This window comes from Corallococcus aberystwythensis, from assembly GCF_003612165.1.
Taxonomy (GTDB): domain Bacteria; phylum Myxococcota; class Myxococcia; order Myxococcales; family Myxococcaceae; genus Corallococcus; species Corallococcus aberystwythensis.
Map to the genome: position 1 here is coordinate 1 of NZ_RAWK01000254.1, position 14,464 is coordinate 14,464.

Annotated in this window: 14 protein-coding genes and 1 pseudogene; 5 read left to right on the forward strand and 10 right to left on the reverse strand. The window is 70.5% G+C overall.

What is annotated here, in order from left to right; all coding sequences use genetic code 11:
- From D7W81_RS32225 to D7W81_RS32235, 3 genes and pseudogenes are all read left to right on the forward strand, one after another.
- A pseudogene (locus D7W81_RS32225) lies at positions 1–573 on the forward strand (hypothetical protein); the annotation flags it as partial.
- Positions 574–594: 21 nt separating this feature from the next.
- Positions 595–1,662, forward strand: coding sequence for a cysteine hydrolase family protein (locus D7W81_RS32230; RefSeq protein WP_120559246.1), 1,068 nt, complete (start codon positions 595–597; stop codon positions 1,660–1,662).
- A gap of 38 nt (positions 1,663–1,700) precedes the next feature.
- Positions 1,701–2,495 (forward strand): hypothetical protein, encoded by a 795-nt coding sequence (locus D7W81_RS32235; RefSeq protein WP_120559247.1) that lies wholly within the window; start codon positions 1,701–1,703, stop codon positions 2,493–2,495.
- 77 nt (positions 2,496–2,572) lie between these two features.
- On the opposite strand, the gene D7W81_RS32240 is transcribed toward D7W81_RS32235, so the two are convergent.
- Complete coding sequence (locus D7W81_RS32240) at positions 2,573–3,454, reverse strand: alpha/beta fold hydrolase (protein WP_120559248.1); 882 nt, start codon at positions 3,452–3,454, stop codon at positions 2,573–2,575.
- A 129-nt stretch (positions 3,455–3,583) separates the two neighbouring features.
- A complete protein-coding gene (locus tag D7W81_RS32245; protein WP_120559238.1) occupies positions 3,584–4,021 on the reverse strand; it encodes a tetratricopeptide repeat protein in 438 nt (145 codons plus the stop codon).
- A 23-nt stretch (positions 4,022–4,044) separates the two neighbouring features.
- Here D7W81_RS32245 and D7W81_RS44240 point away from each other — a divergent pair, with 23 nt between their 5' ends.
- Positions 4,045–5,385, forward strand: a complete 1,341-nt coding sequence (locus D7W81_RS44240; protein WP_279637865.1) for a restriction endonuclease fold toxin 5 domain-containing protein — start codon at positions 4,045–4,047, stop codon at positions 5,383–5,385.
- 14 nt (positions 5,386–5,399) lie between these two features.
- A complete protein-coding gene (locus tag D7W81_RS32255; protein ID WP_120559249.1) occupies positions 5,400–6,107 on the forward strand; it encodes an immunity 52 family protein in 708 nt (235 codons plus the stop codon).
- Here the strand turns inward: D7W81_RS32255 and D7W81_RS32260 are convergent, their stop codons facing one another.
- The 8 genes from D7W81_RS32260 to D7W81_RS32295 form a co-directional block, all read right to left on the reverse strand.
- Positions 6,108–6,857, reverse strand: coding sequence for a PIG-L deacetylase family protein (locus tag D7W81_RS32260; RefSeq protein ID WP_120559240.1), 750 nt, complete (start codon positions 6,855–6,857; stop codon positions 6,108–6,110).
- Entirely contained in the window at positions 6,854–8,140 is a 1,287-nt protein-coding gene (locus D7W81_RS32265) for a glycosyltransferase family 4 protein (RefSeq protein ID WP_208721547.1), read from the reverse strand. The genes D7W81_RS32260 and D7W81_RS32265 overlap by 4 nt, the downstream gene beginning before the upstream one ends.
- Positions 8,137–8,988: a sugar phosphate isomerase/epimerase family protein gene (locus D7W81_RS32270; RefSeq protein WP_120559241.1), complete on the reverse strand. Its 852-nt coding sequence runs from the start codon at positions 8,986–8,988 to the stop codon at positions 8,137–8,139. Before D7W81_RS32270 ends, D7W81_RS32265 begins: the two co-directional genes overlap by 4 nt.
- A gap of 3 nt (positions 8,989–8,991) precedes the next feature.
- Positions 8,992–10,467: a YcaO-like family protein gene (locus tag D7W81_RS32275; protein WP_120559242.1), complete on the reverse strand. Its 1,476-nt coding sequence runs from the start codon at positions 10,465–10,467 to the stop codon at positions 8,992–8,994.
- Positions 10,464–11,297: a hypothetical protein gene (locus tag D7W81_RS32280; RefSeq protein WP_120559243.1), complete on the reverse strand. Its 834-nt coding sequence runs from the start codon at positions 11,295–11,297 to the stop codon at positions 10,464–10,466. The genes D7W81_RS32275 and D7W81_RS32280 overlap by 4 nt, the downstream gene beginning before the upstream one ends.
- Complete coding sequence (locus D7W81_RS32285) at positions 11,288–12,322, reverse strand: Gfo/Idh/MocA family protein (RefSeq protein ID WP_120559251.1); 1,035 nt, start codon at positions 12,320–12,322, stop codon at positions 11,288–11,290. Before D7W81_RS32285 ends, D7W81_RS32280 begins: the two co-directional genes overlap by 10 nt.
- A 43-nt stretch (positions 12,323–12,365) precedes the next feature.
- A complete protein-coding gene (locus tag D7W81_RS32290) occupies positions 12,366–13,298 on the reverse strand; it encodes a hypothetical protein (RefSeq protein ID WP_120559244.1) in 933 nt (310 codons plus the stop codon).
- 5 nt (positions 13,299–13,303) lie between these two features.
- Positions 13,304–14,464, reverse strand: a 1,161-nt coding sequence (locus tag D7W81_RS32295; protein ID WP_120559245.1) for an inositol-3-phosphate synthase, incomplete at its 5' end; no start/stop codon positions are given.

Genomic DNA, 14,464 nt, shown 5'->3' on the forward strand with positions numbered 1-14,464 from the left:
GTGGGGGGCGGGCTGTGGCGGGACGGCACGTATGGGCCCGAGCGTTGGGGCGACGTGCTGCAAGGACAGACACGGCTGTTCGTGGGGCCCCGGTTCGGCCTGGGGTTCCACCGCGCGGCGGGGCTCAGGGGGGCCTTCCTGTTCAGCGTGGAGCGCAAGGGCCTGCGGGACGGGCTCGCGCTGCCGTGGCCGTCCGGGCAACTGCTGGACGCCGAGGCCGTGTTCGACGGGGACACGGTGTGGCTGCTGCTCGCGGAAGAAATCGGCGGGCGCACGGTGCACCACGCGGTGCTGCTGAGGGCGGATGGGGCGGTGCGCGCGAGCGCCCGGGCTGATGCAGGGGACGGCTCGTGGCTGGGGTCGCTGCGCGGGAAGTGCGCGGTGGGGGGCGCGCTCTTCTGCGCCACGGACGCGGGGCTGACGCGCGTGGAGCACCGGCAGGGGCGGCTGGAGGCGGTGCGCGAGTTCCCGGACGCGGAGCCGTTTGTCGACGCGGGCTGCGGGCTCTTGCTGTCGCGAGAGGGATTGACGGTGGTGGGGGCCCAGGACCTCACCGTGCTGCGAATGAACTGAAACACAGACAGGGGGATGGACATGAAGAAGACGAGTGCAAAGGAACTGCCGCTGCCCGGGCTCTACAATGCCAACCATGCGGCGGAGTACGGCTACGGCCCGAACGCCGGGAAGCTCCAGCGCGACGCCGGGGCGTGGAAGGCGGCGCAGGGCGTGACGGCGGCGGCCACGGACCGCTTCAACCTGCACCTGCTGCTCATCGACGTGCAGAAGGACTTCTGCTTCCCGGATGGCTCGCTGTACGTGGGGGGCCGCAGCGGGCGGGGCGCCATTGATGACAACCGCCGCATCGCGGAGTTCATCTACCGGAACCTGGGGACGCTGACGAACGTCACCGCGACCCTGGACACGCACTTCGCCTACCAGATCTTCTTCCCGTCGTTCTGGGTGGACCAGGACGACCAGCCGCTCCAGGCGTACCGGGAAGTGACTCGCGAGCAGATTGAGCGCGGCCAGGCGCGCCCGAACCCCGCGATGGCGAAGTGGCTGTGCGGCGGCAACTACCCGTGGCTGCTCAAGCAGGTGAAGTTCTACTGCGAGGAACTGGAGCGCGCGGGGAAGTACACGCTCTACCTGTGGCCGCCGCACTGCCTGCTGGGCAGCGACGGGCACGCGCTGTCGGGCGTGGTGCAGGAGGCGCGGCTGTTCCACTCGTACGCGCGCGGCATGCAGTCGTGGGTGGAGGTGAAGGGCGGCAACCCGCTGACGGAGAACTACTCGGTGATGCGGCCGGAGGTGCTGATGCGGCATGACGGCCAGCCGCTCGCGCAGCGCAACACGCAGTTCCTGAAGACGCTGCTCACGTCGGACGCGGTGGTGATTGGCGGTCAGGCCGCCAGCCACTGCGTGAAGAGCAGCATCGATGACCTGCTGGGGGAGATTGTCGCGCAGGACGCGGCGCTGGCTCGCAAGGTGTACCTGCTAACGGACTGCATGTCGTCGGTGACGGTGCCGGACGGCAAGGGCGGCTTCGCGGCGGACTTCACGCCGCAGGCGGACGCGGCGCTCAAGCGCTTCGCGGACGCGGGCATGCACCTGGTGAAGTCGACGGATCCGTTGGCGAGCTGGCCGGACCTGCACCTGGCTTGACGGCTGGCTTGGGCACTCACACGAAGGGAGACACGGACATGAGCAAGGCGAACGGGACGGGTGTCACGAAGCTCTTCGAGGACGCGCACGCGGAGGGCATCCTCAGCCCCGCGGCGTTGCAGACGCTCACGGTGGTGGACCTGGGGGCCCAGATTCAAGCGGGCCTGGGCATCCACGTGGACGACGTGCAGGCGAGCGAGGTGGTGCTGGTGACGGTGATGCCAGATGACTCCGGGAGCATCTCGCACTCCGGGCACACGAAGACGGTGTGTGACGGTCACAACCTGGTGCTGGATTCACTGCTCGCGAGCCAGCAGAAGGACGGCGTGCTGTTCCACACGCGCTACCTCAATGGCCATGTGCTCAATCCGTTCCGGCCACTGGAGGACGTGGTGCGGATGCACTCGGGGAACTACTCGGCGGACATGGGGACGCCGCTGTACGACCAGGCGGTGGTGCTGCTGGGCACGGTGCTGGCGAAGGCGCAGGAGTTCAGCGGCAACGGGGTGCCGGTGCGCACGGTGACGCTGCTGATTACCGACGGCGCGGACGCTGGCTCGCAGAAGGCGCGGGCGAAGGACGTGGCGGCGCTGGTGAAGGACCTGCACCGGGTGGAGAACCACATCGTCGCGGCGATGGGCATCGACGATGGGACGACGGACTTCCGGCGCGTGTTCCAGGAGATGGGCATCGCGGACCGGTGGATCCTCACGCCGGGCCAGAGCGCCCAGGAGATCCGCGCCGCGTTCCAGGTGTTCAGCCAGTCCGCCGTGCGCGTCAGCCAGGGCGCGGCCAGCTTCAGCCGCACGGCGCTGGGCGGCTTCGGAGCCTAGCGAGGCGCGCCCTCCGGTCCATGAAGGTCCGGAGCGCGGGCGACGCCTGCTGGCGGCCGCGGAGCTTCGCCGGCGTTTCAGGCCCGGAGGAAGTCGCCGAGCAGTTGGCGGACCTCTTCCGGACGCTCCTCGGTCACCCAGTGGCCGGTGTCCTGGAGGATGTGGGGTTCAACCCGGGTCGCCACCGCACGCGCCTGCGCGACGAGCGGTTCGCCCATGGACTTGTCACCGCCAATGACCATCACGGGCATGGGGAGCTTGCTCCGGGCCAGCTCCCGGAACGCCTGCTTGTCCTGCTCCAACGTCTGGAAATAGCCCCACGTCGAGTGGAGCCTGCCCGGAGCCGCGTAGGCCTCCGTGTACGCCTGCCGCTCCGCTTCGCTGACCGCCTGGGGATTGGCGGCGAAGTCGGTCCAGTAATGGTCGAAGTAGATGCGCTCGCGCCCCTGCACCAGCTTCTCCGCGGTGGGGCCGTTGAAGGTGAAATGCCACACGTCCACGCTGCTCATGACCTGTTCGGACCAGGGCTCGATTCCCGGCAGGAACGCGTCCAGGAGGGCCAGGCGTTCGACTTCATCGGGGAAGTGGGCGGCGTAGGCGTAGGCGACCATCAGGCCGATGTCGTGGCCCACGACGGAGACCTTTTCGAAGCCGAGCTTCTTCACCAGTGCGCGCATGTCGCGGGCCATCGTCTCCTTGTCGTAGCCCCGCGCGGGGGCGGCCGAGCCCCCTGCGCCTCTCAGGTCCGGGATGAGAACGGTGTGCTGCTTCGCGAGCTCCGGCGCCAGGCGCCACCACATGAGGTGCGTCTGCGTGTAGCCGTGCAGCAGCAGGACGGGACTGCCCTTGCCGCCGATGACGAAGTGGATCCGCGTGCCGTTGACGTCCTCGTCGCCTTCGCGGAAGCCTTCCGGGAAGAAGGGACGGACGGCGCTCGGAGCCTTGGCTGGGGTCGTCATGGGGTTCGGCTGCTGGCGTGTCATCTGCGCCTCCGCGCGAGAGCGATGTCACGCCTCAGGGTGTGCATGCCCCGCGCCCGTGAGGTGCCAGGTCGAGCAGGGAGTCCGGCGCCTGGGTTCCCGGGCCCCTCAGTCTTCCTGGGGTGGCAGCAGGCGGGGCTGGATGAACTCCAGGTACTTCGCGTCTTCGCTCTCGAAGATCTCCTCGCCGCCGCCCATATAGGCGCGGGTCAGTTCGTCGGCGGCGCGCGCTTCGTCTCCCAGCTCCAGGGCGCACTGGCCGAGCCGCAGGTGGATGAAGGGATTGCCGAGCCCTCCCGGGGAGTAGACGGCTTCCACGAAGTGCTCGCGGCAGTCCTCGAAGCGCTCCAGTTGGAAGTACATGTCGCCGATGGCGGCGCGCACCCAGGTGTTCTGTTGATGGTCGCGGGTGGGTTCGGGAATCAGGGCGAGGGCGGCCTGGAAGTGTTTCAGGGCCTGCTCGAAGTCGTCCTCTCCCGCCGCCGTGTCTCCCTCGGCGCAGAGGTTGGTGATGCGCTGGTGGGTCTCATCCGAGATCGACGTCATCCTTTCAGTGTAGATGACACGGGGTGGGCACGAAATCGTTGGGCCGGACTGGCTGCTGGCTGCTGCTGTGGGTGTTCTGGGTGGGCTGCGCCAGTGGGCCCACGGTGCGGCTGCGCACGGAGCAGGGGACACGGACGTACGCACCGGCTACCTGGGACCGGCGCGTGCCGGTCAGCGCTCGGGAGTTCGAGGAGGCGTTGACGCGGCTGGTGCTGGACGTGCCGCTGACGGTGCGGGCGCCGAGGATCGTCCGTGCTTCGACGGGGAGGGGAGCGGAGCTGGACCGGGGGTTGGGCTTCATGCTGCGGGACCGGTACGGACGGTGGTGCCGGGCACATGAGGCTCCGGGGGACTGCTTGTCCCTGCTGGAGGATGGCGCGGGCTTCGGCGCGCTGGACCGGCTGACACTCGCGGTGGGCATGTCGCTGGACCCCTTGCGCGCGAGCATCGGTGAGGCGCTGGAGGACACGGTGAACCCGGCGTTCTTCGTGTCAGTGATCTCGGGAGCGATTGTGTCCTGGGTGGTGCTGGCGGCGGCTCCGGAGCCCGTGTTCACCAAGGTGGCGGCGGTGATTGCCGCCGTGTTCCTGGCGTACGTGGGCGTGCAGTCGTTCCTCGCGGTGGTGCGGGCGTGCGGTGCGCTGAAGGCGGCGACGGACGGGGCGAAGACGTTCCAGGAGTTGGAGGAGGCAGCGGACGTGTTCGCGCGGGCACTGGGACCGGAAGTGGCACGCACCTTCGTGCTCGCGGTGACGATGCTGGTGAGTCACGGCGTGACGATGGGGCTGTCATCGTCGCTCATGTTGATGCCGGGCTTCCCGGAGGCGGTGCGGCTGGGCACGGCGCAGGTGGGATTCAACCCGGCGCGCGTGCTGGACGTGAGCGCCGTGGCGGTGGTGTCCGGTGTGGTGGAGGTAACGCTCGCGTCCACGGCGGTGTCCATGGCGGCGATGGGTCCGACGCCGTCAGGAGGCCCGGGCAAGTGGGTGCAGGTGAATGAGTCGATGTCCGACCGCGCTCGCGACTATCAGGCCCAGGTGACGGGAGCGCCGAAGGGCACCTCGTACCGGGTCAAGCGGGGCGATGACGAGGTCGACTTCGACGGCTATGACCCGGAGGAGCCTGTTCTGCTGGAAGCCAAGGGCCTCGGTTACGAGAAGTTCTTCGGAAAAGATCTCAGTGCGAAGGAGTTTTTCGAAGGGGCTACTCCCCTGGTGGAGCAGGCACGGCGGCAGTTCAAGGTGGCCGGAGGTACACCCGTTCGATGGGTGGTTGCCGAGGAGAAATTCGCAGCCGCATTGCGTGTGTTGTTCAAGAGGCAAGGCGTTAAGGTGGAAGTGCGTTTCCTCCCTCCTTCGCAGTGAGCATCGCGGATCAAATGTCGGACAGGTACTACGTCGGGGCTTACTGGGTGGCGCGGCACGAGTCCGACGCGTCTTGTGCCCGCAGAGCGGAAAGATTGTTTGAAAGCCTGGACCACCTTGAACCGACGTGGCGCCAGTGGCACGAGACCGGGCGGACCCTCAAGAGGGCCCAGGCACGCTGGTTTCAGACCCACCAAGCCTCCTTCTTGGAGTTGTTCGCTCGAAAGAAGAACCGCATCGGCGATGGCTTTCATTATTGGTTGTGGACGGGAGGACCGACCCGGGACGAAGCAACCGCGGTCAGTGGCTTCTGCGGCTCCGCGGACGCTGCGCCGACTTCGGTGTGTGTCGTCGATCCTCCTCACCACGGTGAAGTGGCTGAACGCGTACTGACCATGCCCGTCTTGCGCGAGGTGCTCCGTGCCATGGTGCGCTGTTGGGAACCGGCGTGGGGCGTCGTTGCCTCTGAGCAGTATCGGGACCAGAAGTCGCCTTCCTCGGGGGACGTGGGCACCTTCGTGGGCTGGATGACCTACTTCTCCCGGCAATGGGGAGAGGTTCCTTCACTCCCCGCTCCGGTACGCGTCGAGCCCGTCGAGGACCTGGGAACCCTGGTGATCCTTACCGGGGAACAGTTCACCGTGACGAACCCGGAACACGTCCGGCTGGCGACGGAGGTGCACCAGGTGCTCGACGCCGCAGGGCTGCTGCGGGCCTTGTGACTATTCCGTCAGGAATACCTCCGCCGCTCCTGGCTGACCCCGGGTCTGCGCTTCCCTCCGGTGGAACGCCGTGAGTGTCCGCGTCAGGCCGTCCACGCCTCCGAACTGGAACGCCAGCTGCGTGCCGTAGCGGACGCAGCCCTCCACCTTCTTCGGCAGGTGCTCCGTGATGTCCACTGCCAGGGGACGCAGGCCCTGCGGCACGGCGGAGTCGGGGTGGGCCTTGGGCTGGCGGACGGCGTAGGGCGTGTCCCGGTAGTAGAGGACCTGGTTCTCTGGAATGCCCAACCCCTTCACCGCCCGCACCACCTGCACGTGGTCCACGTGGCTTCCCAGGGCCTGCGGCACGAAGACCCGGTCCGGCTTCAGCTCCCACAACAATGGCGTCAGACACTCCGCCACCTTCGCTTCGATGCCGTCATCCGGTCGCGGTGGCTGGAACAGGGCCTCGGGACTCGCGTAGCCCCGGTGCGGCGCTTCCTCCAGGCCCCCCCACACCACCTGGTCCACGCCCATGCACGCCGCGAAGGCCTGGTCCTCCTCGCGGCGCACGGCCATGTAGTCCACCTCCGGCCCCAGCCCCTTCGATGTCTGGCATTGCAGCGCGAAACCCCTCGGCTCCGGCACCGACCGCGTGAAGACGGTGACGAGCGCCACCGTCCACCCCTTCGCCTTCAATGCCGCCAACGTGCCGCCGCAGGAGAACGCCACGTCGTCCAGGTGCGGCGACACGAACAGGGCCGTGCTCATAGGAGGTGCGGCGCCGTCCGGAACCGGCACGTGGGGTCCGCGCGCTCCTGCGTCGTCGCCGGGTCGTACAGGTGCGTCCACCGCGTGTCCGGCCGCGTGCCCGTCAGCCCCGTGTACACGTCCTGGATCCGCCGCCCCACCGCCCGCCACGAGTACAGCTCCCGCACCTCTCGCAGCGCTGTCTCCGCCAATCGCTTGCGCAGCGGTGCGTCGTCCATCAGCCGGCCCATCGCCTCCGCCAGCGCGGCGCTGTCCTTCGGGGGCACCAGCAGCCCGTCCCTGCCGTCCTCCAGGCAGTCCACCACGCCCACCGCTCGCGTCGACACGATGGGCAGCCCGGACGCCATCGCCTCCAGCAACGTGTTGGAGAACCCCTCGGAATACGTGGGCGACACGAACAGGTCCCCGCTCCGGTACAGGTCCGGCGCCTCCGCGTAGGTGGACACCCCCGTCAGCTCCACCACGCCCTGGAGCCCCTCCGCGGCCACCCTCGCCCGCACCGCCTCCACGTCCGGTCCAATCCCAGACACGCGCAGCTTGAACCTCCGCCCGTCCGCCACCAGCCGCTGGACGGCGTCCAGCAGCTCCATCACCCCTTTCCGCGCGTCCACCCGGCCGTGGTACAGCCACACCGGCACGTCCCGCAGCGCACCCAGCGCTGATTCACTTCGCGGATGGAAGCGCTGCGTGTCCGTGGCGCCGGGGACGATGGTGAAGCGCTCCAGCGGCGTCCCGTGGTGCGCCCGCACCTCCTCCGCGAAGGACCTGCTTCCAATCAGCAGCGCCCCCGCATGGCCCAGCACCGCGAGCATCGCCTGCTTGTGCGTCCCGCAGCACGTCCCCACCCAGTGCCCGTCCCCTCCCTGGATGGAGACGATGTTGGGCAGGCCCAGGAGCCTGGCCGCTTCCAGCGCGGCCAGGCCACACGGGTAGCCGTACTGCGCATGGATGAGGTCGAACGGGCGGCGCCGGTGCTCGCGCACCACCGTGTCCACCATCACCTCCAGGTCCTGCTCGAAGCTGGCCGGCTGGCCCTGGTTGATGCGCTGCTCGCCCAGGGACTCGCAGCCCAGCACGTGCGCGCCGGGAATCCCTGGCGGCGGCCCGCCTCCGTACACCGCCATGCCCGCCGGGTCGTTGCGGTACTGGCTCACCATCGTCACGTCGTGCCCGCACGCCACCAGCTCCCGCACCAGGTTCAGCGCATAGACGCTCATCCCCGAGATGGCCGGGAAGAAGCGCCGCGAGATGAAGCAGATCCGCAGCCCGTTCACCCTGTTCACGCCGCCACCTCCGCGCCCGCCGGCAGGCGCTCCCGCAGCCACTCCAGCGCCTGGGGCACCAGTTCGTGCGCCCGGTGCGCGTCCCGGGACAGCTCCACGCACACCAGCCGGTCGTAGCCCGCGCGCGTCAGCTCGCGCAGGACCGACGGCACGTCCACGTCCCCTTCGCCAAACGGCAGGTGCTCATGCACGCCGCGCTTCATGTCCTCCAGCGCCACCGTGCCCAGCACCGCCGCGAACTCGCGCACCGCCTCCGCCGGCTTCCGCTCCTGCGTCACCAGCAGGTGTCCCACGTCCAATGCCAGCCGCACGCCGGGCACCCGGGCCTGCAACCGGCGCCAGGCGTCCACCGTCTCCACCAGCATCCCCGGCTCGGGTTCCATCGCCAGCACCACGCTGTGCGCCGCCGCGTACTCCGCCAGCCGCGCCACTCCGTCCACCAGCCACGGCCACGCGGCGGCTTCCGTCACGCCAGGACGGGGCACGCCCGCCCAGAAGGACACCGCCTCCCCCCGGCACGTCGCGCAGACGTCCACCGCGCGCTTCAGGAACTCCAGCCGCCTCGCCCGGCCCGCCTCGTCCGGGGTGATGAGCGTGGGTTCGTGCTTCTGGCGTGGGTCGAGCAGGAAGCGCGCCCCCGTCTCCACCACCAGCCCCAGCCCCAGCCGCTCCAGCCGCGCGGCCAGCTGCTCCGTGCGCCGCTCGAAGTCCGGCGCGAACGGGTCGAAGTGGTGGTGGTCCAGCGTCAGGGCCACGCCGTCGTAGCCGCTGTCCGCGATGAGGGCGAGCGCGTCCTCGAAGCGGTGGTTGGACACGCCGTTGGTGTTGTACGCGAAGCGCAGCGCCATGGCTCACTGCCCCCCGAAGCGGCGGCTCGCCAGCACCGCCGGCACCGCGTGACGGTCCGGCTCCCGGTAGAGCGCGTACAGCCGCCCCACGCGCGCCTCCGCCAGCCGCACGTTGAACCAGCACGGTCCGCCCAGCCGCTCCTCGGCCTCCGGCGTCAGCCGCACCGGCTCCGCTCCCGGCGGCGGCGCCCCCATGCCCACCAGCGGGTCGCGGCGCTCCAGGAGCCGCGCCACGTTGCGCTCGCCCACGCGGTAGTACGTCATCGTCTCCACCTCCAGGCCCGGCACCAGCGCCTTCACCACGTGCACCTGCCGGCCCGGCGGCGACATGTCCGCGACCAGGATGTCGAAGCCCGCCGCGTGCAGCTGCCGCGCCACGTGGTCGCACCGCAGCGAGGGGTCCTCCACCGCGGGAGCGCGGGGCAGGGTCTCGAAGCGCACCTGCTGGCGGACCATCAGCGTGCACGCGGTCAACTCGCGCAGCGCCGCGGCCGGCATGCGCGCCCACTCCACCATCGCGTTGAGCGCGCGCGGCTCCTCCGCGTCCAGGTCCACCTGCGGCACGAAGCGGTCCATGTATTCCGGCGTCGCCACCCGGGCGGCCTCGTTCAGCGGCCCGTGCATGAAGGCCTTGCGCGCGCGCGAACAGGCGTACTCCAGCAGGGCCTTGCGCAGCGCCCGGTCCCGGTCCGGGTCGGCCGCCTCGCCACACGCCGTCACCATCAAGGGCTGGTCCCCCACGGACAGGTCGCGGCCCACCACGTACAGGTTCACCATGCCGAAGTCCGTGCTGGCCAGCTTCGCCATCACCTCCACGCCCGCGCTCCGGTAGCGCTCCAGGAGCTCGCGCACGTCCGGCGCCAGGTCCGCGCCCTGCAGGTCCAGCACCACGCCCTGGTCCATGGCGCGGTACATGAGGCCGTTGCCGTCGCGCTGGAGGAGCTCCAGCAGGCCGTGCGCCAGCGCCTGGGGCCGCGTCAGCCCCGCGCCCTGGCCGTTGGTGATGGGCGTGATGAGCGGCGCCTTGCCCTGGAGCTGTCCGGGGTGGATGGCGACGTACTCCTCCGGCACCAGCACCCGCTCCCCGGTGGACAGCCGCTGCACCTCCACCCAGACCAGCGGCATGTCCTGCGTATACGGACTGCCCGCGGGCAGCCCCAGCGTGAGCGGATCCGCCACCGCCGTGGGCCCCCGCGCGCGCACCAGCGCCGCGTAGCTGCCGTGCACGCGCGGCATCTTGTGCATCGCGAGCTCGCAGCAGGTCTCCTCCACCAGCTCGCCCATCGCGCCCACCTGCGCCTCTTCCTCCGTGCGGCCGTAGCCGTTGCCGTGCAGCACGGCGCCGGGACCGTCCCCCAGCCGCAGGCTGGCGGAGGCGACGGGGATCCCCAGCCGGTCGATGGGGTCGATGCGGAACATCTGAAGGGCGCCGGTGGACACGGCGCGGTGATAGGCATCCAGGGCTCGGGCAATGCTCATGACAATTCCTCCAATGGCAGGGGACGGGTGTGCGGCATGCCCGCGAGCAGCCGGTCGAACAGCGCCAGCGCGTGCTCGCGGGTGACGCCGCGGGCGAACTCGAACGGGGTGAAGACGTTCTCGAACGGCAGTTGCTTGAGCACCGCGCGGTAGCGGCGCAGCTCGCCGTGACTCAGCGGAATCGCGTAGTGGAAGCCCTTGTGACAGGACAGCCCCGTGGGCCTGCCGCGCGCGTCCAGGTCCACCTTCAGCGTGTCGCCGCAGAACAGCGAGCGCGTGCGCGCGTCGTACAGCACCGTCTGGCCCTCGTAGTGGCCACCCACGCAGTGCAGCGTCAGGCCCGGCGCCAGTTCGTGCTCGTCATCCACCGGCCAGCGCACCTGGAAGGCCTTGCTGTACTGGACCGCGTCCCGGTGCAGGACGAGCAGCGGGTCGAAGTGCTCCTGCAGCTGCCACAGCGCCCCGAAGCCGTGCGGGTGCGACGCGGACAGCACCTGGAGTCCGCCCATCACCTCGATGAACTCCAGCGCGGGCCGCGAGTACCAGGGCGCGCCCTCGAAGCCGACGTTGCCCTCGGGCCTGCGCAGGAACCATCCCGTGGAGCCCAGGCCGAAGGACGGCGTGCAGGAGAAGCCCCAGATGCCGGGCAGCGCCTCCTCCCAGCGCGTGGAGAGCCGCTCCGACACCTGGCCCGCCGTCTGGAAGTCCCAGCCGTCGCGCGGCAGCGCGTTGCGCACGTCCAGGCAGGTGGGGCAGCCCGTGGGTGGCTCGCGCGGGAAGCCCGGCTGCCACGTGCCGCAGTGGGTGCAGGCGTAGCGGGTCAGTGGCATGACGGATAGGCCTTCCCGTCCTGCGTCGCCTGCGTCAGCAGCCCCACGAGCCGCACGTCACGCTCCGGCGCGTACGGCTGCGGACGGCCCTCCAGCACGCACGCGGAGAAGGCCTCCACCTGGTTGAGGAAGGGGCTCTTGTCCTCTTCCGGCGACAGGGGGACCCATGTCTCCTCCCCCGTCTTCGCGTCGATGAGCGACAGGGAGCCGCCGGGCGTCTGGCCCATCGTCTTGCAGGCCAGGGCTCGCGCCCTCGTGCCGATGAGCTCCAGCGTGCGCCGGGGGTACGCGTCCGGGCAGTTGTAGGCCACCTGCAACAGGCCCAGCGTGCCGCTCTTGAACTGGCCCATCAGCACCGCGCCGTCGTCCACGGCGTAGCGGTGCACGCGCCGCTGGGTCATCGCGGTGAGCGACTCCCATTCGTCGCCCAGCAGCACCTCCAGCAGGTCCAGGCCGTGCGGCGCCAGGTCAATCATCGCGCCGCCGCCGGCCTGCTCCGGGTCGATGCGCCAGTTGTCCGGCGTCCAGTCCGCGGGCAGCCAGCAGGCGTAGTGGATGCGCGCCTGGGTGACGGTGCCCAGCACGCCCTCCTTCACCAGCGTGCGCAGCTTGCGGTGCGCCGCGTGGTGGCGCTGGTCGAACGCGGTGGCGTAGTGCACGCCCGCGCGCTGGCACGCGGACACCATGCGCAGGCCGTCCCGCGGCGTGACGGCCATGGGCTTCTCACACAGCACGTGCTTGCCCGCCGCCGCGCACGCCTCCGTCATCGCCGCGTGCAGGTGGTTGGGCGTGGCGATGTAGACGGCCTGCACGTCCTTGTCCGCCAGCACCGACCCCAGCTCGGTGTAGCGGCTCACGTCGTCCGCGGGGATGCGCATCAGCGCCTCCGCGTTCGCGTCGCACAGCGCCACCAGCCGCGCGTTGCGCGCGCCCTGGAGCGCCGGGATGACGTAGTCCCGCGCCACCCAGCCACAGCCCACCACCGCCCAGCCCAGCTTCCGGGCCCTCGGCTTCGCGTCGAACATGGTCACCGCCTCACTTCCGGAAGGTTCACGAACCGCCGCCCGCTCACGGCCACACCGCCGCTTCGCGCAGCACGTCGTTGCCGAACGTCTGGAGCGGGCCCGGGTGGATCAGCTCCAGGTCCTCCATCGCCTGGCGCAGGGTGAAGCCCGCCGCGCGGGCGTGGGCCTCCAGCTCCAGCACCCGGTCCAGCGCGTCCGCGGCGTTGAAGGCTCGCGCCTCCGCCGAGTCCACGTTGCCGGTGAGCGCCAGCGCCTGCCGCACGACGCCCGCCAGCCGCCCCGGCAGCGTGGCCAGGACCTTGTCCGTGAGGCGCTTCATGACGGGCTCCAGCAGGTCTCCCAGCAGCGCCTCTCCGCCGTAGCCCGCGTCCGGCAGCATCGCGTTGAAGAGGTGATGCGACAGCCCCGCCACGAAGGGCAGGGCGGCAGAAGCGCCGAAGCGGGGCGCGACGAGCACCGCCGCCACCGCCACCGCGTAGCAGTGGTCCGCGTGGCCCTCCTGCGGTGACACGATGATTCGCGCCCTGCCGGGGAACGTGGCCCCGGCGCGGGGTTGATGCACCAGCCGCTCCACGAACAGGGGCGGCGGCGCGTGACACGCCTCATCTTGAGTCTGGGTCAGCGCCACGGCCAGCCGCTCCCGCAGGCCGGGGTCCAGCGGCCCGGCCACCGCCTCCAGGCCCCGGCCCAGCACCCGCGTCGCATCCAGCGGGGACAGCCCCGCCCGCTGGAGCGCGTCCCTGTCCAGGCCGCCCAGCCGCACCGCCACCACCGCGCGCGCCGTCTCCTGGAGCGCCACGAGGCCAGGCTCCATGCCGGAGGCCAGCGCGGCCCACGCGCGGCGGAAGCCGTGCGCCGCCAGGCCGTCCGGATGGTCCGGGGTGCGGATGCGCTTGAGGTCCATCAGCTCCGACAGGAGCGGACGGAGCTCCGCCAGGCGGCCCGGGGCCGCTGCTTCACGCGCGGGTGCGTTCATGGCGGTCAGCCCCTGATGCGTTCCGGGGTGCGCTCCGCCTGCGGCACGCGGCCCTTGGACAGCCACGCCATCAGGCGGCGCTGCTGCTCCGGCATGGCGTGCTCCACGGGCTCCCCGTCCTGCGACATGGGGGCCTTGAAGAAGCAGCCCAGCGCGTCGATGACGCCGCCCTCCCCCCGGCGCCTGGCCAGGTCCAGCGTGCGCGCCAGCTCCACGACGAGCGGCGCGGCGAGGATGGAGTCCTTGCAGAGGAAGTTGAGCTTCAGCTGCATGGGCTGCCCCAGGAAGCCCGTCACGTCGATGTTGTCCCAGGCCTCCTTGTTGTCCCCGCGCGGGCGGTAGTACTGGATGGAGACGACGTGGTCCTGGACCTTGTAGCCAAGGATGCTGTCCAGCGCGGCGCCCTTGGTGTCGAGCTTGTTCTGCCTCGACGCCGGGTCGTTGAGGGCCTCACCGTCGCGGTTGCCCAGGATGTTGGTGGAGTACCAGCCCTCCACGTGCAGGGCGCGGTCGCGCAGCGCGGGCGCGAGCACCGTCTTGAGCAGCGTCTGCCCCGTCTTGCCGTCCTTGCCGGCGACAGGCGCGCCGGTGCGCTTCGCCAGCATGAGCAGCGCGGGCACGTCCGCGGCGACGCTGGGTGTGAAGTTGGCGAACGGGATGCCGTCCACGATGGCCGCGTACGCGTAGAGCATCGCGGGGCCGATGTCCGGGTCGTTCGCGTCGATGGCCTTCTCGAAGGCCTCCGGCGTGGCGAACTCCGGACGGGTGAGGTCCACGCTCTTCTCCGTGGAGGCCAGGTTCACCACCACCACGCGGTCCAGCTTCTCATGCTCCTTGAAGCGGATGAGGTCCTCGCGGATGGCCTGCACCTGCTCGCGCAAGCCGCGCGCCTTCTTCGTCGCGGTGCCCACGACGTTCTTGCAGAACCTCGCGTTGGAGGCCGCGGGCCACGGCCGCATGCGGGCCAGCGTGGGCGCCACCGCCTCCAGCTGCGCCTCCGTCAGCACCGCGTGGTTGCGCGCGGCGCTCGCGAGGTCGTCGTCGAACAGGTCCCAGCCGCCGAACGTCAGCGCGCCGTACTCCACCAGCCCCATGCCCTTCGCGTCCGCCAGCGGAAGCCCCCGCGTATCCACCCGCCCGCGGCGCAAGAGCTCCATGCCCGCCAC

Bases quoted from the DNA above. Each gene is read 5' to 3' on its own strand.
- D7W81_RS32245 (WP_120559238.1), bottom strand. From the start codon at position 4,021: ATGACGTCGATCTCGGATGAGACCCACCAGCGCATCACCAACCTCTGC.
- D7W81_RS32255 (WP_120559249.1), top strand. From the start codon at position 5,400: ATGTCGGACAGGTACTACGTCGGGGCTTACTGGGTGGCGCGGCACGAG.
- D7W81_RS32240 (WP_120559248.1), bottom strand. From the start codon at position 3,454: ATGACGACCCCAGCCAAGGCTCCGAGCGCCGTCCGTCCCTTCTTCCCG.
- D7W81_RS32285 (WP_120559251.1), bottom strand. From the start codon at position 12,322: ATGTTCGACGCGAAGCCGAGGGCCCGGAAGCTGGGCTGGGCGGTGGTG.
- D7W81_RS32275 (WP_120559242.1), bottom strand. From the start codon at position 10,467: ATGAGCATTGCCCGAGCCCTGGATGCCTATCACCGCGCCGTGTCCACC.
- D7W81_RS32290 (WP_120559244.1), bottom strand. From the start codon at position 13,298: ATGAACGCACCCGCGCGTGAAGCAGCGGCCCCGGGCCGCCTGGCGGAG.
- D7W81_RS32270 (WP_120559241.1), bottom strand. From the start codon at position 8,988: ATGGCGCTGCGCTTCGCGTACAACACCAACGGCGTGTCCAACCACCGC.
- D7W81_RS32280 (WP_120559243.1), bottom strand. From the start codon at position 11,297: ATGCCACTGACCCGCTACGCCTGCACCCACTGCGGCACGTGGCAGCCG.
- D7W81_RS32260 (WP_120559240.1), bottom strand. From the start codon at position 6,857: ATGAGCACGGCCCTGTTCGTGTCGCCGCACCTGGACGACGTGGCGTTC.
- D7W81_RS32235 (WP_120559247.1), top strand. From the start codon at position 1,701: ATGAGCAAGGCGAACGGGACGGGTGTCACGAAGCTCTTCGAGGACGCG.
- D7W81_RS32230 (WP_120559246.1), top strand. From the start codon at position 595: ATGAAGAAGACGAGTGCAAAGGAACTGCCGCTGCCCGGGCTCTACAAT.